Source organism: Mycobacteroides franklinii, assembly GCF_001853795.1.
GTDB classification, from domain to species: Bacteria; Actinomycetota; Actinomycetes; order Mycobacteriales; family Mycobacteriaceae; genus Mycobacterium; species Mycobacterium franklinii.
Genome location: NZ_MLIK01000004.1, coordinates 459,972 through 480,309, shown reverse-complemented (window position 1 = coordinate 480,309; position 20,338 = coordinate 459,972). Strand labels below are relative to the sequence as shown.

Genomic DNA, 20,338 nt, shown 5'->3' with positions numbered 1-20,338 from the left:
CCACCGTAGTAGACGGGCTATCTTGCCGCCGGGCATGCGCGCAACCGAAATCTCAGTAAAGTTCTGAAGGGTGAAAGCCCTACGTCGATTCACGGTTCGTGCCCATCTTCCGGAGCGATTGGCGGCGCTGGGCGAGTTATCCAACAACCTGCGCTGGTCATGGCACCAACCCACCCGGGATCTCTTCGCCGATATCGACCACCAACTGTGGGAGCAGACCAACCACGACCCGGTCGCGGTGATGGGGTCGGTGCCGGCGCAGCGGCTCGATGAGCTGGCCGCCGATGATGGATTTGTCGACAGGGTGGGAGCCCTGTCGGGTGATCTGCACGACTATCTGAACCGGCCGATGTGGTACCAGCGCCAGCTGGAGCGTGGCGAGGACGACGGCGATGAGACCGCGGACGGTGGGGCTCTACCCACTGCGATCGCGTACTTCTCGATGGAGTTCGGCGTCTCCGAGGTACTGCCGAACTACTCGGGTGGTTTGGGCATCCTGGCGGGCGATCACCTCAAGGCCGCATCCGATCTAGGGCTGCCGCTCGTCGCGGTGGGGCTGCACTACCGGTCCGGGTACTTCCGGCAGTCGTTGACCGCCGATGGCTGGCAGACCGAGCAGTATCCGCTCATCGACCCCGCCGGTCTGCCGTTGCGGCTGTTGGCGCACGACGACGGCACCCCGATTCTCATCACGGTGCCCATGCCGCAGGATCGGGAGCTCTCGGCCCGGATCTGGATTGCCCAGGTGGGCCGGATTCCTCTGCTGCTCTTGGATTCCGATATCGCCGAGAATGATCGCGAACTGCGTTACGTCACCGACCGGTTGTACGGCGGTGATCAGGACCACCGCATCAAGCAGGAGATCTTGGCCGGGATCGGCGGTGTGCGCGCCATTCGTGCGTACGTCGAGTCGACCGGTTCGCCATCGCCGGAGGTGTTCCACACCAACGAGGGGCATGCCGGATTCCTGGGCCTGGAGCGAATCCGCGAGTACATCGGACAGCACGGACTGGATGTCGAAACTGCCCTGACCGTGGTGCGGTCCAGCACCGTATTCACCACGCACACACCGGTTCCGGCGGGTATCGACCGATTCCCCGTCGACCTGGTGCGTCGGTACTTCGGGGAGTCCGGGGATTCCACCCTGCTGCCGGGCGTGCCGGTGGACCGGATCATCGCCTTGGGAGCGGAGGACGACCCGTCCACGTTCAACATGGCTCATATGGGGCTGCGGTTGGCGCAGCGTGCCAATGGCGTATCCCTGCTGCACGGCCAGGTGAGCCGGTCGATGTTCAACGGACTGTGGCCGTCATTCGATGCCTCTGAGGTCCCCATCGGGTCGATCACCAATGGTGTGCACGCGCCCACCTGGGCGGCGCCCCAATGGCTGGAGCTGGGACAGCAGCTGGTCGGTGCCGAGGCGTTCAACGACGCCAGTGGATGGGAACGCATTCACGAGGTTGATCCCGGCCACATCTGGTGGATCCGATCGCAGCTGCGTGAGCAGCTGATTCAGGATGTGCGTCGGCGCATCCGCGCATCCTGGCTGCAGCGCGGCGCTGCCGAGGCCGAATTGGGCTGGGTGGACAGTGCGTTCGACCCGGGCGTGTTGACCATCGGTTTCGCCCGCCGGGTCCCGACGTATAAGCGGCTCACCTTGATGTTGCGCGATCCGGAACGACTGCGCGAGTTGCTGCTCGACGAGAAGCAGCCGGTGCAGCTCATCGTGGCGGGCAAGTCGCACCCGGCCGATGATGGCGGCAAGGGTCTCATCCAGCAGATCGTCAGGTTCGCCGACCAGGCCGACGTGCGGCACCGCATCACCTTCCTGCCCGATTACGACATGTCGATGGCCCGATACCTGTACTTCGGATGCGATGTGTGGCTCAACAATCCGTTGCGTCCGTTGGAGGCGTGCGGAACGTCGGGGATGAAGAGCGCACTCAACGGCGGGCTGAACCTATCCATCCGCGACGGCTGGTGGGACGAGTGGTACGACGGCGAAAACGGTTGGGAGATACCGACCGCCGACGGGGTCACCGACGATCACCGGCGCGACGATCTGGAGGCCGCGGCGCTGTATGAGCTGCTGGCACAAAAGGTGGCACCCAAGTTCTATGAGCGCGATGAGCACGGCACACCGCAGCGGTGGGTCGAGATGGTTCGCCACACCTTGGAAAAGTTGGGTCCGAAGGTGTTGGCGTCCAGGATGGTTCGCGATTACACGGTGGGCTACTACGCTCCCGCGGCCAGGTCGCTGCGCGCCACGGTAGGCACGGGGGACTCGTTCACCCCGGCCAAGGAGTTGGCGCGCTATCGGGAACGGGTGCAACAAGTGTGGCCGTCTCTGGTCATCACGGAGGTCGACAGTTCGGGTCTGCCCGACACCCCGCTGCTGGGGTCACCGTTCACGCTTACCGCTTCGGTACAGCTGGCCGGGCTGGCGCCTTCCGAGGTCGCGGTGCAGGCCGTGATCGGGCGAGTTGACCTGGACGACAAGCTTTCCGACTCGGAGATCGTCCCGATGACGCACACCGGTAGCCGAGGCGGCGGCGTGGAGACGTTCTCGACCACCACCACCTTGCCGGTCTCGGGGTCTGTGGGTTACACGGTGCGGGTGCTCCCGCACCACCCGCTGCTGGCAAGCGACAGCGAGCTGGGGCTGGCGGTATTGGCCGCCAGCGACCTGGAACACTAACGGCCAGATCAGCTGTAGCGGGTAAGGCAGCGGTCGGTGGATCCGGCCACGCCGTCGCGGAAGGCCTCGATCCGCGAGAAGCCGGCCGGGACGGTGGCTCCGTTGACGTCGCTGGCCACCATGCCGTTGGTCAGCAAGCCCGACACCGCTTCGTCAAGGTCGCCGGCACCGAGCACCATCGGATTCGGTTCCTGAGTGGGCGTGGTGGGCCTGGCCATTGCCGCCGATGCCACACCCGTCAGGCAGGCGGTGCGCAACGCGCTCTGCCCGTTGTCGAGCGGTAGACCGTGCTGGTTCTCGATCGCCAGCGCGTACCGGGATATCACCACCGAGTACGCGGTGAAATCACCGGTTACCTGCCCCTGGTCGTGGGTGGGCCGCGCGAGATTGGTCAATTGGCGCAGATCCAGGGCGATGGTGTTGGAGTTCGGGCAGTACACCGCCGGCGGTGATTGCACGCGGTGGCCGGGCTCGTCGCATGCGGCGCCGGTCATCGAGAGGCGCGGGGGCGCTGTGTTTCCCGTCGGCGTATAGACGGTCCGCAGCACCGTCATCAGTGTGCCCAGGTTGTTGGCGGAAACGGGTATCTCCGCGGATTCTCCTGACGTCAGGTTCACCGGTAACCCACCGCGCCGCTTGGTGATCTCGGCGATGTCGATCCGACTGCATTCGGTCGGACCGTCCATGAAGCCGCGCTGGAACGCGGACACGCGCTCGAATGCCGATCCGTGCGATTCGATGGCGTCACCTGCCTCGATGGGGTCGTCCCGGAAGGCGATGAGTGCCGCGATGACGTTGTTGAGGCCGTCGCCGGTGCTCAGCGTGAAACGAGGTGAGCTGTCCTGCGCCACCCACCTCAGATATGTGCCGGCGAGGCAATCGGCCATCTGCTCGCCGACCAGTGTCTGTGTCCGCGAATCGACCATTTCCGATTGGTGCGCGACGGCGTGCCCATACTCGTGGGCCAAGGTCATGGGAACCGCCATGGGACCGAACATTCGCACCAGTTTGGGTAGCAGCACGCTGCGGTCCCAGCCGAGGCTGTTCTGGCTGATGCAATATCCGGCGTTGTCGAAGCCGATCGTCGAACTGTCGCAGAACTCTGTGGCATCGGGGCCGTCGCTGCTCCACGACACCAACGATGCGACGGGATGAAACGTGGCCCAGAACGTCTTGGGATAGGCCTCCTGCCAGAAGTCTTCGATATCCGAGACGGCGTTGACCGCGAGCCGGTCCATCTCGCCGTTATCGGTGCCGCGCGCGGCTCTGCTGACCGGTTTAGGGTTGGGGCGCAGGCCGGAAGGACCATTGACGACGGGGAGCCCGGCGATTTGGTAGGCGTTGCCGAGCTGTGAAACGGGGGTGCCGTCAACGGCATTCGAGCACGCCGACAGCCCGAGAACGCAGCTGGCCAGGATCGCCGCCGGCATGTGGAACCACTTGCCCGGAATCGACATGGCCATCTCTCTGTACTGGCTATCCCTGTGTGCGGGAGCCTCCTCCAGCATAGGTCGCGTTGTGCTTGGTCATCAGGCGTTGCAGTGCCGCGGTGACCACCGACAGATCATGTGTGGACCAGAACGGTGGCAGTGACGCGCGCAAAAATCCGCCGTATCCCGCCGTCGCCATGCGCGAATCGAGCACCGCGACAACACCTCTGTCATGTGCGCTGCGCAGTAGTCGGCCGGTTCCCTGTGCCAGCAGCAGTGCTGCCTGGGTACCCGCTACCGCCATGAATCCATTACCTCCGCGCGAGCTGATCGCTCGTTGCCGGGCGGCGCGGAGCGGATCGTCGGGGCGGGGGAAGGGGATTCGGTCGATGAGAACCAAGGACAGCGAGGGGCCAGGGACGTCGACGCCCTGCCACAGCGACAGGGTGCCGAACAGCGAGGTCTCGGGGTCCGCGCTGAACTGTTCGACGAGAACCGATGTCGCGTCGTCGCCCTGGCACAGCACCGGGGTGTCGAGCCGGGTACGCATCTCCTCGGACGCCTCCTTCGCGGCGCGCATCGAGGAGAACAACCCCAAGGTGCGGCCCCCTGCCGCGCGGACGAGGGTTTCGATCTCGTCGAGTGTGGCCGCACCGAGACCGTCGCGCCCGGGGGCGGGCAGGTGCCGTGCCAGATAGAGAATCGCGGACTTCTCGTGCTGGAAGGGGGATCCGACATCGATACCGTGCCAGGTGGCCCTGGGTGTGGTGGTGGAGTCGGTGTCCAGCCCCTTGCCGGGTTCTCGGGCGGGCAGTCCCCAGGACGCCGCCATCGCGTCGAATTTCCCGCCGAGAGCCAGGGTCGCGGAGGTCAGGACGACGGTGCGCTGCCCGAATAGGCGGGTGCGCAACAAACCGGCGACCGAGAGCGGGGCAACCCGCAAGACGGGGCGTATCGTGCCCCGGTTGTCCTCGTGATCCAGCCACACCACGTTGGGGCGTGCGGTGATGTCCGGTTCGGCCCAGCAGCTCAATGCGAGGGAAGCCGCATCGACGATATCGTCCAGTGCGGCAACTGCTTCCGTGCGTGCCGAGGCCGTGGCAGGGTCGGTGGACTGGCCCGTGGGGATCTCGGTGCGTGCCGCGGCGGCGGCATCGCGCAGCGCGGTCAGGTACGTGACGGTCTCCTCGTCCGCGCGGTCGATGGTGCCGGGCCTGCTGTCGTGGATGAGCGAAGAGAATGTCGCCGAACTCGCTTCGAACCGGCTCGCCGTCTCGGGTGACACCAGGCGGCCGATGCGCCGGATGGTGACGGTGAGCCCGACTGCCGAGAGTTCCTGGGTGGCAACGCTTGTGACCCTGTCGACAAGGTCGTGTGCCTCATCGACGATCACCGCGTCATGCTCGGGCAGGATGTTGATATCGGCGATCGCATCGATGGCCAACAGTGCGTGGTTGGTGACCACGACATCGGACTGTCCGGCATCGAGCCGTGCCAGCTCGGCGAAGCACTCCGTGCCGAACGGGCACCGGGTGGCGCCGAGGCATTCGCGCGCCGACACGCTGACCTGCGACCAGGACCGGTCGGGCACACCGGGCTTGAGCTCGTCCCGATCCCCGGTTTTGGTGGTGTCCGCCCATTCGTTGAGCCGCTGGACGTCGCGGCCGAGGGCGCTGGCCGCGAAGGGCTCGAACAGGGTGTCGGGCGCCTCTTGGTCGGACGCGGCACCGTTGTGCAACTTGTTGAGGCACAGGTAATTTCCCCGGCCCTTGAGGATCGCGAACCTCGGCTTGCGGGCCAGTGAAGGTGTCAGCGCCTCGGCGAGGCGAGGCAGATCGCGATCGACCAGCTGGCGTTGGAGCGCAATGGTCGCCGTGGAGACCACCACCGGAGACGACGTTTCGATCGCGTGCGCTAGAGCCGGCACCAGGTATGCCAGGGACTTCCCGGTGCCGGTACCTGCCTGGACCACAAGATGCTCACCGCTATACAGGGAATGTTCGACGGCGGTGGCCATGGTGAGCTGTCCGGCGCGTTCGGTGCCGCCGAGTGCCGCGACAGCGGTGGCGAGCAGGCCGGTCGCGGATGCGGATGCGTCGCCCAATTTCTGATTCAGCGGATCACCTCGACGCCGGCACCCTGGAGCTCGTCCAGTGCGCGATCCACCGATTCTGCGTCAATACCAACGCAATACGCGGTAAGTACCCGAGTGTGCAGTCCCTCGCGTGCCGCGTCGTGGGCGGTGGCGGCCACGCAGTAGTCGGTCGCGATACCGACCACGTCGACGCTGTTCAGTTGGCGGCTCTGTAGCCATGTCGACAGTGTGGTGCCGTCGGTGGAGACGCCCTCGAATCCCGAATATGCCGCACTGTATGCGCCTTTGGAGAACACCTCATCGACGGGGGCCAGGTCCAGGTCGGGATGAAACTCGGCGCCGGGCGTGCCCGCCCGGCAATGTGGGGGCCAGCTCGTCTGGAAATCTGGTGCCTCGGAGAAGTGATCGCCGGGGTTCACGTGGTGGTCGCGAGTTGCCACCACCGCGTCGTAGACGCCGGAGCCAGTGAGAGCGTTGAGCGTCTGGGCAAGGGCGGCGCCGCCGGGAACGGACAGCGAGCCGCCTTCGCAGAAGTCGTTCTGCACGTCGACGACGATAAGTGCCCTACCCATGGATCGACGGTACCCCGGTCGGGGCTCAATCGAAGATTGCCGACACCTGGCGCCCCATGCGCGAGATGTAGTCGATGAGCTCGTCACGGCTGATGGCCAGATCTCCGCGCAGATAGTCGATGATGGCACCCGAGGCGGCGCCGACGAGCGATACCGACAGGAATCGGCGGCGTCCCGGATCATCGACATCGATCAGCGCCTTCTCGGCAAGTGAGGCGAAGGCAAGCGAACCCGCGAACCCGGCGCTGCCGAGGGTCGGCTCGGTGAACGGGGCCACCATCAGGATGCGTCCGTAGACGGGGTTGTCGACAGTGGCCCCGATGAAGGTCTCCACTGCGCGAGTCTCCAAATCATCGCCCTCTGCGGCGAATTCGGTGACGACTCGCATCACCGATTCGAGCACGTCCTGGTACACCGCACGCACGAAGTCGTCTCGGTCACCAAACTCTTCGTAGAAATTGCGTTCGGACACACCGGAAGATCGACACACGGTGCGGATGGTCAGGGCCGGCCCGTCGATGGCGCCGAGCGCGGCGATACCCGCGTCGAGCAGTGCGCGTCGACGCGTCGCTCGACGCTCCTCGGGAGTGGTTCCCGCCCATTGCCTTCTGGCTGCCATGTGACCTCCGGCCCCGAATTATCCCACCAGGCGGGTGAGAATCGCAGGATCCCCGTGGGAAAGGCCCAACCCTTCCCACGGCAGGCTCAACAGTCCGGTGCGTACGCGCTCGCGCGCGTCTTCGAGTGAATCGGTCGCGACGGGCGTGCCGCCGCGCACCAGTGCGCTGGTCAGCGTCCGGTGCGGCTCGGTGACCACAGGTTGACCAGTGGCCGCGCGGTACACCACTTCTTCGGTGATGGTGCCCGTCGGCTTGGCGATGCGCAGGGCGCACTTGTGACCGCCGTGAGATTCCTTGTGGCTGCTGCGTTTAGCCACGGGGATGCCGTCGATTTCGACGAGTTTGTAGACCATGCCGGCGGTCGGCATTCCCGAGCCGGTCACCACCGAGGTGCCCACCCCGTAGATGTCGACGGGCTCGGCGCGTAGCGCCGCAATGGAGTATTCGTCGAGGTCTCCGGAGACGACAATGCGGGTTCGATGCGCGCCCAGCGTGTCCAATTGCGCCCGAACCTGCCGGGCCAGCACGCCCAGATCGCCCGAATCGATACGCACCGCTCCGAGCCCGGGTCCCGCCACGGCGATGGCGTTCTCCACTCCTGCGGTGATGTCATAGGTGTCGACCAGCAAGGTGGTGCCGACGCCGAGCGCCTCCACCTGGGCCCGAAATGCCTCTCGCTCGGCCTCGCCGGGACTCATGCCGTCCTTGGCGTGCAGCAGGGTGAAGGCATGCGCGGCAGTGCCCCGTGCGGGCACACCGTAGCGGCGCTGCGCCTCCAGATTCGACGTCGACTCAAATCCCGCGAGATAGGCCGCGCGGGCACAGGCCACCGCCGCCAGCTCGTGAGTGCGCCGAGACCCCATCTCGATGAGCGGGCGGCCCCCGGCCGCCGACACCATGCGGGCGGCAGCGGAGGCGACGGCGCTGTCGTGGTTCAGGATCGACAGGGTCAGCGTCTCAAGAATGACGCACTCGGCGAAGCTGCCGCGCAGGGTGAGCACGGGGGAGCCGGGAAAGTAGAGCTCGCCCTCGGGGTAGCCGTCGATATCGCCACTGAATCGGTATGCGGCGAGGTACTCAAGTGAATCACCGTCCAGAAATGTGGATAGCGATTTCAATTCGTCGGATCCGAATCGGAACTCGGCGAGTGCCTCGAGCAACCGGCCGGTCCCGGCGACCACCCCGTATCGGCGGCCGTCGGGGAGCCTTCTGGCGAACACTTCGAAGGTGGCACGACGCCCCGCAGTGCCGTCGCGTAGTGCTGCGGCAAGCATGGTGAGCTCGTATTTGTCGGTAAGCAATGACGTGGACGGGTGCGTCATGTGCGCCACGTTAGCGGGATGTGCCGGGGTATGACCGGCTGCTCGCTGGTCTCGGGCAGTCGCGGGAAACTCAGAACTTCGTACTGACAGAGTTGGCGGTCCCGGTATTCTGGGGCCATGGGTGCGCCGGCGCGAGCCTTGCCAGGGACTATCGCGGAGAGGTCTGTCGAACATGTCGACCAGACCCAGTCGCCGTGGGTCACCATCGTCTGGGATGACCCGGTGAACCTGATGAACTACGTCGCCTACGTGTTCCAGCAGCTTTTCGGTTACAGCGAGACAGAGGCCACCAACTTGATGCTGCAGGTCCATCACGAAGGCAAGGCCGTGGTGTCGTGCGGTGCGCGCGAGTCGATGGAGATCGATGTCAGCAAGCTGCACGCTGCGGGCCTGTGGGCCACCCTGCAGCAGGACCGATGAGCCGCTGATTCGTGCGAAAATGGAAGCGCGTCAACGCCTCCGATGGAATTCGGTTGCGCTCGGAGATGGAGCCGCATGAGGCGGCACTGGTTCAATCGATGGTCACATCGATGCTTGCGATGCTGGACGAGCGCGAATCGGCAGCGCCCAGCGACGAACTGGCACAGCTGACCGGTATCCGTACCGGAAACACCGAGGCCCCCACCGACGTCACCCTGGGGCGGCTCCTGCCGGACTTTCACCGGCCCGACCAGGATGGCACCAGCAGCATCGAGGCGGTCACCGGGCTCAACAGCGCATTGCGCAGCTTGTACGAGCCGGAGATCATCGACGCCAAACGTGAGGCCGGTCAACGGTTGTTGCGCACGCTTCCCTCTGACGGCGGACGCTTTGAGCTGTCCGAAGCCGACGCGCGGGCATGGTTGACCGCGCTGAACGATGTGCGGTTGGCGCTGGGGGCGATGCTCGGGATCGACAGCGATGGACCGCAGGAGCTGCCCGTCGACGATCCGATGGCCGGGCACATGGACATCTACCACTGGCTGACCGTGATGCAGGAGCTGTTAGTGCTCGCGTTGATGGGGAAATCGGCGGTATGAGCCAGTTCTCTGGGGCGATCACCGACGTTCCGGGAATCCTCGTGGGTCATCACCAGCGGGTGGACGCCGATGCCACCCTTGGATCGGGTTGGGCCACCGGCACCACCGTGGTGCTGACGCCGCCGGGGACCACGGGCGCTGTTGATGTGCGCGGTGGCGCGCCGGGAACCCGCGAGTCCGATCTACTCGATCCCGCCAACACGGTCTCGACGGTCGACGCCGTCGTGCTCACCGGGGGAAGCGCCTACGGATTGGCGGCCGCCGACGGGGTGATGCGCTGGCTGGAGGAGCGGGGCAGGGGAGTGGCATTGCCCGGCGGCACGGTGCCCATCGTCCCGGGGGCGGTCATCTTCGATCTGCCGGTAGGTGCCTGGAAGAACCGGCCCGACGCCGAATTCGGCTACCGAGCGGCAGCGCTCGCCGATGATGCGCCCGACTGGGGTGCGGTGGGTGCTGGTGCCGGAGCCAGGGCCGGAACACTCAAGGGCGGCGTCGGTTCGGCCAGTGTGTGCTTGGGCAACGGGATCATCGTCGGTGCCCTCGTCGTTGCGAATCCCGTTGGACTGGTGATCAATCCGGCGACGGGACTGCCCTGGACCGCCGATATTCTGTCCGAGCTGAGCGCACCGCCGGCCGATGAGGTCGAGACGTTGCGCGGCTTGCCGGACAAATCCGTGTCGCTGAACACCACGATCGGTGCGGTGGCAACGAATGCCCGCTTGAGTAAGGCGCAGTGCCGCCGTGTCGCCATTGCCGCTCACGACGGGTTGGCCCGGGCCATCAGGCCCGCGCATACCCCGATGGACGGGGACACGCTGTATGTGCTCGCGACGGGAACGAGTGAGGGTGATGCCGATGCCCTCACTGCCGCGGTGGGGATCGCCGCCGCCGACTGTGTCGAGCGGGCCGTGGTGCGCGCGGTGGTGGGCGCCGCGAGCGTGGCCGGAATACCCGCATATCGTGACGTGTTGCCTGGAGCGTTTTCGTAGTGGCCGTCGCGGCCCCAGAGGGTAGGAAGGACCGGTAGTGCTTCGTATACGTGCCGACCTGGTCGACGCCATGGTCAAGCATGCCCGTGCCGACCACCCCGATGAGGCGTGTGGGGTGCTGGCCGGTCCGGAGGGCTCCGACCGGGCCGAACGGCATGTGGCCATGATCAACGCCGAGCGATCTCCGACTTTTTATCGCTTTGATTCCGGTGAGCAGCTTCGGGTTTGGCGAGAGATGGATGACGCCGACGAGGTGCCGGTGGTTATCTATCACTCCCACACCGCAACCGAGGCCTACCCCAGCCGCACCGATATCAACCTGGCCGCGGAGCCCGATGCCCATTACGTGTTGGTGTCCACTCGTGATCCCGAGCAGCACGAGCTGCGCAGCTATCGGATCGTTGACGGGGTGGTCACCGAAGAGGACATCGCCATCGTCGAGCAGTATTAGAGAAAAGGACCGTCCACCATGTCGATTCAAGTATCGATCCCGACCATCCTGCGCGTCCACACTGGCGGTGAGAAGCGTGTCGCGGCAACGGGTTCGACCCTGCAGGCAGTGATCGCGGATTTGGAATCCAACTATTCAGGGATTTCCGACCGGCTCGTCGATGACGGCAAGTTGCACCGTTTCGTCAACATCTACGTCAACGACGAGGACGTGCGGTTCTCGGGTGGGCTGGACACCGTGATCGCCGATGGCGATTCGGTCACCATCCTGCCTGCCGTGGCCGGTGGCTAGCGGCGCATGACCCGATACAACTCGTTACTGCAGGCTCTCGGGAACACCCCGCTGGTGGGGTTGCAGAGGCTGTCCCCTCGGTGGGATTCAGGTGGTGACGGTTCTCCGCACGTGCGGTTGTGGGCCAAGCTGGAAGACCGCAACCCGACCGGATCCATCAAGGACCGGCCCGCGTTGCGGATGATCGAACAAGCCGAACAGGATGGACTATTGGAGCCGGGCGCCACGATTCTAGAGCCCACCAGCGGTAATACCGGTATCTCGATGGCGATGGCGGCACAGCTCAAGGGCTACAAGATGATCTGCGTGATGCCGGAGAACACCTCCATCGAACGGCGTCAGCTGCTCGAGCTCTACGGTGCCAGGATCATCTTCTCCCCGGCCGAGGGCGGCTCCAATACCGCCGTCGCCAAGGCCAAAGAGCTTGCCGCACAAAACCCTTCGTGGGTGATGCTGTACCAGTACGGCAACCCGGCCAATGCCGATGCGCACTACCGTGGCACCGGGCCGGAGATTCTGGCCGACCTGCCCGAGATCACACACTTCGTCGCGGGGCTCGGCACCACCGGCACCCTCATGGGTACGGGAAGATTCCTGCGCGAGAACGTGCCGGGGGTCCAGATCGTGGCCGCCGAACCGCGATATGGCGAGGGTGTCTACGCACTGCGCAACATCGACGAGGGATTCGTGCCCGAGCTGTACGACCCTGAGGTGCTCACCACCCGTTTCTCCGTCGGGTCATTCGACGCGGTGCGCCGCACCCGGGAGCTGGTCCAGGTGGAAGGCATCTTCGCGGGCATCTCGACCGGGGCCATCCTGCACGCAGCACTCGGCATGGCCGCCAAGGCCGTCAAGGCCGGGGAGCGCGCGGATATCGCGTTCGTGGTGGCCGATGCGGGTTGGAAGTATCTGTCGACCGGTGCGTACGCCGGTACCGTGGATGACGCGGAGGATGCACTGGAAGGGCAGCTGTGGGCGTGACGGGATACGGCAGTGGATCCGAGTATTCGGGGTCCGCTGCATCCCGTCCCGAGCGGCCCGGCCGTCCGCAGTGGGTCACCGGCGGAATCCTGGTCGTCGCGTTCGTCGCCCTGTTGTATGTCGTCGAGGGGATCGATTCGGTCAGCGGCCACCGCCTCGACGAGAACGGCATCCGGCCCCTGGAGACCGACGGTCTGGACGGCATCCTGTTCGCGCCGTTGCTGCATGCCAACTGGGGGCACCTGGTTGCCAACACGGTGCCCGCGCTGGTGCTGGGCTTCTTGGCGGCAGCCGCGGGCGTGGGGCGCTTCCTGTTGGCCACCGCCATCATCTGGGTTCTCGGTGGAGTCGGCACGTGGCTCATCGGCAACATCGGATCGCCCTACGAGACCAATCACATCGGGGCGTCGGGTCTGATCTTCGGCTGGCTCACGTATGTGGTTGTCAGAGGTTTCTTCAATCGGAGTGTGGCGCAGATCCTCATCGGCGTCATCGTGATCGTCCTCTATGGCGGCGTGCTGTGGGGTGTGTTGCCCGGCCAGTTCGGAGTGTCCTGGCAAGGACACCTCAGTGGTGCCATCGCCGGCGTGCTCGCCGCCTATTGGCTCTCCGGTAGGGAACGCAAGGCTAAGGCCACACGCGGTCCGGGGGCGCCGCCGAGGCTGACCACGTGAGCGGGCCGAGCGCGGCATCGGACGGTATTCGCGCGAGCGGATCATCCCCGATCGGGATATTCGATTCGGGGGTCGGCGGATTGACCGTGGCGCGGGCGATCATCGATCAGCTACCCGATGAGGACATCCTCTACGTCGGCGATACCGGCAACGGGCCGTACGGTCCGTTGACCATTCCGGAGATCCGTAAGCACGCGCTGGCGATCGGCGACGACCTCGTCGAACGCGGGGTGAAAGCGTTGGTGATCGCCTGCAACACCGCATCGGCAGCGTGCCTGCGCGATGCCCGTGAACGGTACGCGCCGGTGCCCGTGATCGAAGTGGTGCTGCCCGCGGTGCGACGGGCGGTGCACACCACGCACAACAACAAGATTGGTGTCATCGGCACCGAGGCGACCATCGCCTCGGGTGCCTACCAGGACGCGTTCGCCGCCGCGCGTGATACCGAGATCACGGCGGTGGCGTGTCCGCGTTTCGTCGATTTCGTCGAACGCGGCATCACCAGCGGACGGCAGGTACTTCAGCTTGCCGAGGGCTATCTGGAACCGCTGCAGCGGGCACAGGTGGACACCGTGGTGCTGGGCTGCACCCACTATCCGTTGCTGTCCGGGTTGATCCAATTGGCCATGGGCGAGGACGTGACGCTGGTGTCCAGTGCCGAGGAAACCGCCAAGGACCTGCTGCGGGTGCTGTCGGAGCGCGATCTGCTGCGGCCGCATCCGGATAACCCGAGCACCTCGCGTCCGAACCGCATTTTCGAGGCAACCGGCGACCCCGATGCGTTCCGCACTCTGGCGGCCCGATTCCTCGGCCCGGCTGTGACAGCGGTGCAAACTCGAGCTAGCGGTGTTCCGGGTTACACCGAAATTACGCCGTCCAGTTAGACACCCCTGCGCCCCTCTGCCGAGACGCTTGCCAGGCGTGGCAAGCTAGGGCTGTGCGAGTCACCGTGCTCGGCTGTTCAGGCAGTGTCACCGGACCGGATTCACCGGCATCTGGTTACCTTCTGACGGCACCGGATGCGCCACCGTTGGTCATCGACTTCGGTGGTGGTGTCTTGGGCTCCCTGCAACGTTTCGCCGATCCCGGATCGGTGTCCGTTCTGCTGTCGCATCTGCATGCCGATCACTGCCTGGACTTGCCCGGTCTGTTCGTGTGGCGCCGTTATCACCCGAATCCGCCCAAGGGTAAGGCGATCATGTATGGGCCCGCGGACACCCTGGTGCGTGTCGGTGCGGCCTCTGCCGAGATCGGGGGTGAGGTCGACGATTTCACCGACATCTTTGACCTGTACGCGTGGAGCGAGGGTGTGCCCGTCCAATTCGGGTCACTCACCGTGACTCCCACCAGGGTGGCGCACCCGCCGGAGTCGTACGGGCTGCGGATCGAGGATGCCTCGGGCGCCGTCCTGGCCTACAGCGGAGACACCGGTATCTGCGATGCCGTGGTCGAGCTGGCTCGCGATGCCGATGTGTTTCTCTGCGAGGCGTCGTGGACGCATATGCCGGGACACCGTCCGCCGGACCTTCACCTGTCGGGGACCGAAGCGGGGCAGATCGCGACCCGTGCGGGTGTGAAGGAACTACTGCTCACCCATATCCCGCCGTGGACCTCGCGCGAGGACGTGATCGCGGAGGCCAAGTCGGCGTTCGACGGACCGGTCCGTGCCGTGGTCGCCGGGGAGAGCATCGACCTGTAGCGCTGCCACTCGGACTCGGCGCCGCCGCGGAGACGATAGGGTCGAAGGCGTGTCCAGACGAGAAGACGGCAGACAAGACGACGAGCTGCGCCCGGTAACCATCACCCGCGGATTCACCGCCCATCCGGCGGGTTCGGTACTCATCGAGTTCGGCCAGACGCGGGTGATGTGCACCGCCAGCGCCACCGAGGGTGTACCGCGTTGGCGTAAGGGCTCCGGACTGGGTTGGCTGACAGCCGAATACGCGATGCTGCCGGCATCGACGCACACCCGTAGCGACCGCGAATCGGTCAAGGGGCGCGTGGGCGGTCGTACCCAGGAGATCAGCCGCCTGATCGGACGCTCGCTGCGGGCATGTATCGACTTGTCGGCGTTGGGGGAGAACACCATTGCCATTGACTGCGATGTGTTGCAGGCCGATGGCGGCACCCGCACCGCCGCGATCACCGGTGCCTATGTGGCCCTGGCCGACGCGGTGACGTACCTGGCCGCACACGGCAAGCTGGCAGATGACGAGCCGCTGTCGTGTGCGATCGCCGCCGTGAGTGTCGGCGTGGTGGATGGTCGGGTGCGTGTCGACCTTCCGTACGAAGAGGATTCGCGCGCCGAGGTGGATATGAACGTGGTGGCCACCGATACCGGCACCCTGGTGGAGGTGCAGGGCACCGGCGAGGGTGCCACCTTCCCGCGGTCTACCCTGGACAAGTTGCTCGACGCTGCCGTGGGCGCCGCAGATCAGCTGTTCGTCTTGCAGAAGGAAGCACTCGCGTTGCCGTACCCCGGGGTACTGCCCGACGCGCCCCAGAAAAAGGCATTCGGTTCGTAGTAGGCGGGGGCCATGAAAATACTCGTCGCAAGCCGTAATCCGAAGAAGCTCGCGGAGCTCTCACGGGTGCTCGAATCATCGGGTGTTTCCGGTGTCGAGTTGGTATCGCTGGCCGATGTTCCGGAGTACGAGGAAGTGCCCGAAACGGGTGCGAGCTTTGAGGACAACGCACTGATCAAGGCGCGCGAGGGTGCCAAGCACACCGGATTGGCCTGTGTTGCCGACGATTCCGGTCTCGCGGTGGACGCGCTGAACTGGATGCCCGGGGTGCTGTCGGCGCGCTGGAGTGGGCGGCACGGAGACGATGCCGCCAACACCGCGCTGCTGCTCGCGCAGCTTTCGGATGTGCCCGACGAACGCCGCGGCGCGGCCTTCGTGTCCGCGTGCGCGCTGGTGACACCGGAAGGTGAAGAGGTCGTCGTCGAGGGCCGCTGGAAGGGTTCGATCGCACGGGTACCCGCGGGGCAGAACGGCTTTGGCTACGACCCGATCTTCCTTCCCCGTGGTGGCCTACGGACCGCCGCGGAGTTGACGGCCGAGGAGAAGGACGCGGTATCGCATCGCGGACGCGCGCTGGCGGCGCTGCTACCGATGCTGCGCAACCTGGTGAATCTGGGCCGCACCGCGCCGTAGCCTCTCCTGGAGAGCAGCCCCCTGGCGGGGAACTGCTCGCGAGGGTTATGGCTGCAGGATGATCTTGCCGCGGGCGTGACCCGTCTGTCCGTACTCGTGGGCCTGACGAGCTTCGGCCAACGGATAGGTGCGGTCGACGGTGACTTTCAGTTCGCCGTTGCCCGCCAGGCGGATCAATTCGGGGCGCGCCGCGCGCCGGACTTCGGTGCCCGGGTCGGCGCCGGGACCGCCGCCCAGTGCTTTGAAGCCATCGCTTGCGGCACGGCCGAATCCGGCGATCGTGGCGATGCGGTCCTTATCGGCGACGAGCGCCAACGAGACATCGGCGGCCTCATCGGTGCCGACGAGATCGAGCGCGGCATCCACGGGCCCGATCGCGTTGACCCGCTCTTGCAGACCGGGGCCGTATTCGACGGGAATGGCGCCGTATCCGCGCAACTGGTCGTGTCGTGCCGCACTGGCGGTGGCGATCACGGTGGCGCCACGAGCCTTCGCGAGTTGGGTGGCGAGTAGGCCCACGCCGCCCGCGGCGCCGTGGATCAGGACGGTGTCGCCCTCGGTGACGTTGGTGGCCTCGAGAAGATGGACCGCGGTCTGTCCGGTGAGGAGGAACCCGGCGGCCTCGTCGAAGGACAAGCTCGCCAGCTTCTTGAACACCTCGTCCGCGGCCGCGATGATCTGACCGGCGTAACCGCCGATTTGCCCGGCCGCGATGACGTCGTCACCGGGTTTGAGCCCGTCGACACCCGGGCCGACGGCGGCGACGGTGCCGGAGATTTCGAGCCCCAGACGCATCGGGAGGTTGTCGGGATCGGTGCCGAAGGCGCCCGAGTACAACTTCCAGTCGATCGGATTGACGCCGGCGGCCTTGACGTCGACGAGGACCCGGCCCTCACCGAGGCCGTCGAGGGGTACCTCGCGGAGTTCGAGGACGTCGGATGCGCCATACGCGGTAGCGACAACTGCATGTGTGGTGGTCATATCGCTATCCAAGCCTCATCCTCATGTCAGTATTCCTGACATGAGGGTTTTCTTTGACTAGAGGCCGAATTGTTCCTTGACCTGCTTGGTGCGGTAGTGCTCGACGATGAATCCGAGGAGTGGGATGGTGCCGGCCAGCAGTGTGCCGATGGTGCGCGGCCACGGCCAGCGCACCTTGACGGCCAGATCGGTGGTGAAAATCAGGTACACGAAGTAGATCCACCCGTGCACGATGCCGATCCAGCTCGGCGGATGCGCAACCTGCTCAACGTATTTGAGCCACATCTCCCAGCAGAGGGCGATAAGCCACACGCCGGTGGTCCACGCCAGGATGCGGTAGCGCCACAGCGCGCCGCGGATCTTCTCCACCGGGGTGGTGACCACGGGCGTGTCGGGGGTGGCTTCGGGCTCGGTCACGGGGTGGGCTTCCTATCTTGTTCGGCCAGGGCGGCGAGGTAAGCGTTGTACTCGGTGAGAGTGCGGTCGGCGGGGTCGGGCGTGGCGGCGGCCGGGCGCGTGGGCAACAGACCCTCGGGTATCTCGGTGACCCGATCGGTGGGCGGCGGGGGCGGGCCCTCGTCCTCGTATTGGACGAAGCGGCGGTAGGCCCAGATCACGAAGGCCGCGAACAGCGGCCATTGCAGCGCGTAACCCAGGTTCTGGCCGTCGCCGGTCACGGACTCGAAGCGCTGGAACTGCCAGTAGGCCAGGCAGAGGAATGCGACCACACTGACGCCGACCAGCACGATGAGTGCCGGTCTCCGACGCCGTGTAGTGGACACCTTCTGACGGTACCGCGTGAGGTAGGTGCAGATGCCAACGCCCCTGGTCAGCGCTTAGGTCCGAGGAACTCCTCGCGGGGCGACGTGGCCGTTTCGCGGTAGCAACGGCGGGCTCGGTCCGGCCTGTAAGATTGACCTGCCTTGCGGGCGTGATGAAATTGGCAGACATGCTGGCTTTAGGTGCCAGTGCTTGAAAGAGCGTGTGGGTTCGAGTCCCTCCGCCCGCACGAATCGATGTCCATGCTGGTGCGCTGCGCGGTTCTTCGCCGTATTGCGTCGAAATCGACGTTGTGTAGACAACGTGCGAGTGAGCGCGTGCACAACGTAGATCTCGGCGCCCACCCCAGCCGCGCCTAGACTTGAAAACGTGGTTCGCAGTGACGGTTTGCTTGACATCGATGATTGCCTAGACGCCGACGGAAACATCGGGCTGCCGCCCGGCACCACACTGATATCCCTCATCGAGCGGAACATCAGGAATGTCGGGGACACCGTCGCCTACCGCTACCTGGACTTCACCAGTTCGGAGGACGGGCAGGCCATCGAACTCACCTGGTCGCAGCTCGGCATCCGCCTCAACGCCGTCGCGGCTGGAGTGCAAGACCACATGGCGCGCGGTGATCGGGTCGCCATCTTGGCCCCACAGGGCCTCGACTATGTCATCGGCTTCTTCTCCGCCATCAAGGCCGGCGCCATCGCGGTGCCGCTTTTCGCGCCCGAGCTGCCCGGCCACGCCGAACGGCTGGACACCGCCCTGAGAGATTGCACGCCCACGGTCGTTCTGACCACGGCGGCGGCGCGGGATTCTGTCGAGGAGTTCCTTGATGGCCGTCCGGAAACTCCGCGCGTGCTCGTCATCGACGAGATTCCCGACGAAGCGGGGGATGCCTTCGAGTATGTCCACCTCGTGGATGACGACGTCTCGCATCTGCAGTACACCTCGGGCGCCACCCGCCCTCCGGTGGGCGTGGAGATCACCCACCGGGCCGTCGGCGTCAACTTGACGCAGATGATCCTGTCCATCGATCTGCTGGATCGAAACACGCACGGCTGCAGCTGGTTACCGCTCTATCACGACATGGGCCTGTCGATGATCGGTTTCCCGACCGTGTACGGCGGTCACTCCACGCTCATGTCGCCGACGGCCTTCGTCCGACGTCCGCAGCGCTGGATCAAGGCGCTCTCCGACGGCTGCAAAGAAGGTCGCGTGATCACGGCCGCGCCCAACTTCGCCTACGAGTACACGGCGCAACGTGGTGTGCCCAAGGATGGCGCAGATATCGATCTGGGCAAGGTGGTGATGATCATCGGTTCCGAGCCGGTCAGCATCGACGCCATCCGCACCTTCGAAAAGGCTTTCGCGCCCTTCGGTTTACCGTCGACCGCGTTCAAGCCTTCCTACGGTATCGCCGAGGCGACGCTGTTCATCGCGAACATCGCGCCGGATGCCGAACCCTCCGTCGTGTACCTCGATCGCGCACGGCTCGCCGAAGGCCGTGCGGTGCCAACCACTCCCGACGCGGCCAACGCCACCATCCATGTTTCCTGCGGTCAGCTTGCCCGCAGTCTGCATGGCGTCATCGTCGATGCCGAGGGCGCAGATGAGCTTCCGGACGGTCACGTCGGTGAAATCTGGCTGCAGGGCAACAACGTTGGACGCGGATACTGGGGTCGACCAGAAGACACGGAGAGGGCGTTTCACGCGCGGCTTGGCAAAACACAAGCGAAAAGCCATGCCGCCAAAGCCAATATCGAGGGCAATTGGTTGCGCACCGGCGATCTGGGCTTTTATCTCGAGGGTGAGTTGTACGTCACCGGCCGCCTCGCCGATCACATAACCATCGATGCGCAGAGCCACTATCCGCAGGACATTGAGGCCACCGTGGCCGATGCCTCGCCGATCGTGCGGCGCGGATACGTGACCGCATTCACAGCCGATGATGGCCTCGTCATCGTCGCCGAGCGTGCTTCCCGCACCGCCAAGGCAGACCCGCAGGAAGCCATCGACGCGATCCGCGTCGCGATCGACACCGAATACGGACTGAAGCCCTCCGACGTGCGGTTACTTCCGGCCGGGGCCATCCCGCGCACCACCAGTGGAAAACTGGCGCGGCGAGCCTGCCGCCGCCAGTACCTGGATGGCACGTTGGGCGTTCACTGAGATCCCAGCTAACTCATTTGCCTCATTTGTCCCACGTCAGCGAGCCCATTCGCCACGCCCTCGTCGGCCCGGTAGGTTTTCCGGGCCAGTGGCTGTGACGGCTGCGCGGCCGGG

At 65.5% G+C, this 20,338-nt stretch carries 21 protein-coding genes and 1 tRNA gene; 14 read left to right on the top strand and 8 right to left on the bottom strand.

Translation table 11 applies throughout. The features are described 5' to 3' along the window. The first annotated feature begins 70 nt into the window (after positions 1–70). Positions 71–2,698: an alpha-glucan family phosphorylase gene (glgP, locus tag BKG76_RS02825; protein WP_070935786.1), complete on the top strand. Its 2,628-nt coding sequence runs from the start codon at positions 71–73 to the stop codon at positions 2,696–2,698. An 8-nt stretch (positions 2,699–2,706) separates the two neighbouring features. Here glgP and BKG76_RS02820 read toward each other — a convergent pair whose 3' ends face one another. The 5 genes from BKG76_RS02820 to BKG76_RS02800 are packed head-to-tail and all read right to left on the bottom strand — an operon-like array spanning position 2,707 to position 8,737. Next, positions 2,707–4,155: a neutral zinc metallopeptidase gene (locus BKG76_RS02820; protein ID WP_070936819.1), complete on the bottom strand. Its 1,449-nt coding sequence runs from the start codon at positions 4,153–4,155 to the stop codon at positions 2,707–2,709. A gap of 19 nt (positions 4,156–4,174) precedes the next feature. Beyond that, positions 4,175–6,232 (bottom strand): ATP-dependent DNA helicase, encoded by a 2,058-nt coding sequence (locus tag BKG76_RS02815; RefSeq protein WP_070935784.1) that lies wholly within the window; start codon positions 6,230–6,232, stop codon positions 4,175–4,177. A gap of 8 nt (positions 6,233–6,240) precedes the next feature. After that, positions 6,241–6,795: an isochorismatase family protein gene (locus BKG76_RS02810; RefSeq protein ID WP_070935782.1), complete on the bottom strand. Its 555-nt coding sequence runs from the start codon at positions 6,793–6,795 to the stop codon at positions 6,241–6,243. Between the two features lie 25 nt (positions 6,796–6,820). Further along, complete coding sequence (locus tag BKG76_RS02805) at positions 6,821–7,414, bottom strand: TetR/AcrR family transcriptional regulator (protein ID WP_070935781.1); 594 nt, start codon at positions 7,412–7,414, stop codon at positions 6,821–6,823. Between the two features lie 18 nt (positions 7,415–7,432). Continuing rightward, positions 7,433–8,737, bottom strand: coding sequence for a nicotinate phosphoribosyltransferase (locus tag BKG76_RS02800; RefSeq protein ID WP_070935779.1), 1,305 nt, complete (start codon positions 8,735–8,737; stop codon positions 7,433–7,435). Between the two features lie 117 nt (positions 8,738–8,854). Here BKG76_RS02800 and clpS point away from each other — a divergent pair, with 117 nt between their 5' ends. The 11 genes from clpS to rdgB are packed head-to-tail and all read left to right on the top strand — an operon-like array spanning position 8,855 to position 16,300. Next, on the top strand, positions 8,855–9,157 hold the full coding sequence (gene clpS, locus BKG76_RS02795) for an ATP-dependent Clp protease adapter ClpS (protein WP_070935777.1): 303 nt from the start codon (positions 8,855–8,857) through the stop codon (positions 9,155–9,157). 11 nt (positions 9,158–9,168) lie between these two features. Beyond that, positions 9,169–9,756 carry an oxidative stress transcriptional regulator AosR gene (gene aosR, locus BKG76_RS02790; protein WP_070935774.1) on the top strand — a complete coding sequence of 196 codons (588 nt, stop codon included), beginning with the start codon at positions 9,169–9,171 and terminating at the stop codon, positions 9,754–9,756. Continuing rightward, a complete protein-coding gene (locus BKG76_RS02785) occupies positions 9,753–10,745 on the top strand; it encodes a P1 family peptidase (protein WP_070935771.1) in 993 nt (330 codons plus the stop codon). Before aosR ends, BKG76_RS02785 begins: the two co-directional genes overlap by 4 nt. Positions 10,746–10,782: 37 nt before the next feature. Then, positions 10,783–11,196 carry a Mov34/MPN/PAD-1 family protein gene (locus BKG76_RS02780; RefSeq protein ID WP_070935769.1) on the top strand — a complete coding sequence of 138 codons (414 nt, stop codon included), beginning with the start codon at positions 10,783–10,785 and terminating at the stop codon, positions 11,194–11,196. Between the two features lie 18 nt (positions 11,197–11,214). Beyond that, positions 11,215–11,487 carry a MoaD/ThiS family protein gene (locus tag BKG76_RS02775; RefSeq protein WP_070935767.1) on the top strand — a complete coding sequence of 91 codons (273 nt, stop codon included), beginning with the start codon at positions 11,215–11,217 and terminating at the stop codon, positions 11,485–11,487. A 6-nt stretch (positions 11,488–11,493) separates the two neighbouring features. Next, a complete protein-coding gene (locus BKG76_RS02770) occupies positions 11,494–12,468 on the top strand; it encodes a cysteine synthase (RefSeq protein WP_070935765.1) in 975 nt (324 codons plus the stop codon). Further along, positions 12,459–13,142 carry a rhomboid family intramembrane serine protease gene (locus BKG76_RS02765; protein WP_070935763.1) on the top strand — a complete coding sequence of 228 codons (684 nt, stop codon included), beginning with the start codon at positions 12,459–12,461 and terminating at the stop codon, positions 13,140–13,142. The genes BKG76_RS02770 and BKG76_RS02765 overlap by 10 nt, the downstream gene beginning before the upstream one ends. A 26-nt stretch (positions 13,143–13,168) precedes the next feature. Beyond that, on the top strand, positions 13,169–14,026 hold the full coding sequence (gene murI / locus BKG76_RS02760) for a glutamate racemase (protein ID WP_070936818.1): 858 nt from the start codon (positions 13,169–13,171) through the stop codon (positions 14,024–14,026). 53 nt (positions 14,027–14,079) lie between these two features. Next, the gene (locus BKG76_RS02755) at positions 14,080–14,841 is read left to right on the top strand and encodes a cyclic nucleotide-degrading phosphodiesterase (RefSeq protein WP_070935761.1); all 762 of its coding nucleotides are present in this window, start codon (positions 14,080–14,082) and stop codon (positions 14,839–14,841) included. A 49-nt stretch (positions 14,842–14,890) separates the two neighbouring features. Further along, positions 14,891–15,667: a ribonuclease PH gene (gene rph / locus BKG76_RS02750; RefSeq protein WP_070935759.1), complete on the top strand. Its 777-nt coding sequence runs from the start codon at positions 14,891–14,893 to the stop codon at positions 15,665–15,667. Positions 15,668–15,679: 12 nt separating this feature from the next. Beyond that, the gene (gene rdgB / locus BKG76_RS02745; RefSeq protein ID WP_070935757.1) at positions 15,680–16,300 is read left to right on the top strand and encodes an RdgB/HAM1 family non-canonical purine NTP pyrophosphatase; all 621 of its coding nucleotides are present in this window, start codon (positions 15,680–15,682) and stop codon (positions 16,298–16,300) included. Positions 16,301–16,345: 45 nt separating this feature from the next. Here the strand turns inward: rdgB and BKG76_RS02740 are convergent, their stop codons facing one another. The 3 genes from BKG76_RS02740 to BKG76_RS02730 are packed head-to-tail and all read right to left on the bottom strand — an operon-like array spanning position 16,346 to position 18,063. Beyond that, on the bottom strand, positions 16,346–17,281 hold the full coding sequence (locus BKG76_RS02740) for an NADP-dependent oxidoreductase (protein WP_070935755.1): 936 nt from the start codon (positions 17,279–17,281) through the stop codon (positions 16,346–16,348). A gap of 57 nt (positions 17,282–17,338) precedes the next feature. Further along, on the bottom strand, positions 17,339–17,698 hold the full coding sequence (locus BKG76_RS02735) for a DUF3817 domain-containing protein (RefSeq protein ID WP_070935753.1): 360 nt from the start codon (positions 17,696–17,698) through the stop codon (positions 17,339–17,341). Continuing rightward, positions 17,695–18,063: a hypothetical protein gene (locus tag BKG76_RS02730; protein ID WP_164910228.1), complete on the bottom strand. Its 369-nt coding sequence runs from the start codon at positions 18,061–18,063 to the stop codon at positions 17,695–17,697. Before BKG76_RS02730 ends, BKG76_RS02735 begins: the two co-directional genes overlap by 4 nt. A gap of 143 nt (positions 18,064–18,206) precedes the next feature. Here BKG76_RS02730 and BKG76_RS02725 point away from each other — a divergent pair. Continuing rightward, positions 18,207–18,290: transfer RNA gene (locus BKG76_RS02725), tRNA-Leu, on the top strand. A gap of 140 nt (positions 18,291–18,430) precedes the next feature. Beyond that, on the top strand, positions 18,431–20,224 hold the full coding sequence (locus BKG76_RS02720) for a fatty acyl-AMP ligase (RefSeq protein ID WP_070935749.1): 1,794 nt from the start codon (positions 18,431–18,433) through the stop codon (positions 20,222–20,224). Positions 20,225–20,338: the final 114 nt, after the last annotated feature.

What these genes read in the sequence shown, in the direction of transcription:
- BKG76_RS02820 (WP_070936819.1), bottom strand. Translation starts at nt 4,155, where the DNA reads ATGTCGATTCCGGGCAAGTGGTTCCACATGCCGGCGGCGATCCTGGCC.
- BKG76_RS02810 (WP_070935782.1), bottom strand. Translation starts at nt 6,795, where the DNA reads ATGGGTAGGGCACTTATCGTCGTCGACGTGCAGAACGACTTCTGCGAA.
- BKG76_RS02805 (WP_070935781.1), bottom strand. Translation starts at nt 7,414, where the DNA reads ATGGCAGCCAGAAGGCAATGGGCGGGAACCACTCCCGAGGAGCGTCGA.
- BKG76_RS02800 (WP_070935779.1), bottom strand. Translation starts at nt 8,737, where the DNA reads ATGACGCACCCGTCCACGTCATTGCTTACCGACAAATACGAGCTCACC.
- clpS (WP_070935777.1), top strand. Translation starts at nt 8,855, where the DNA reads ATGGGTGCGCCGGCGCGAGCCTTGCCAGGGACTATCGCGGAGAGGTCT.
- BKG76_RS02785 (WP_070935771.1), top strand. Translation starts at nt 9,753, where the DNA reads ATGAGCCAGTTCTCTGGGGCGATCACCGACGTTCCGGGAATCCTCGTG.
- BKG76_RS02775 (WP_070935767.1), top strand. Translation starts at nt 11,215, where the DNA reads ATGTCGATTCAAGTATCGATCCCGACCATCCTGCGCGTCCACACTGGC.
- BKG76_RS02770 (WP_070935765.1), top strand. Translation starts at nt 11,494, where the DNA reads ATGACCCGATACAACTCGTTACTGCAGGCTCTCGGGAACACCCCGCTG.
- rdgB (WP_070935757.1), top strand. Translation starts at nt 15,680, where the DNA reads ATGAAAATACTCGTCGCAAGCCGTAATCCGAAGAAGCTCGCGGAGCTC.
- BKG76_RS02740 (WP_070935755.1), bottom strand. Translation starts at nt 17,281, where the DNA reads ATGACCACCACACATGCAGTTGTCGCTACCGCGTATGGCGCATCCGAC.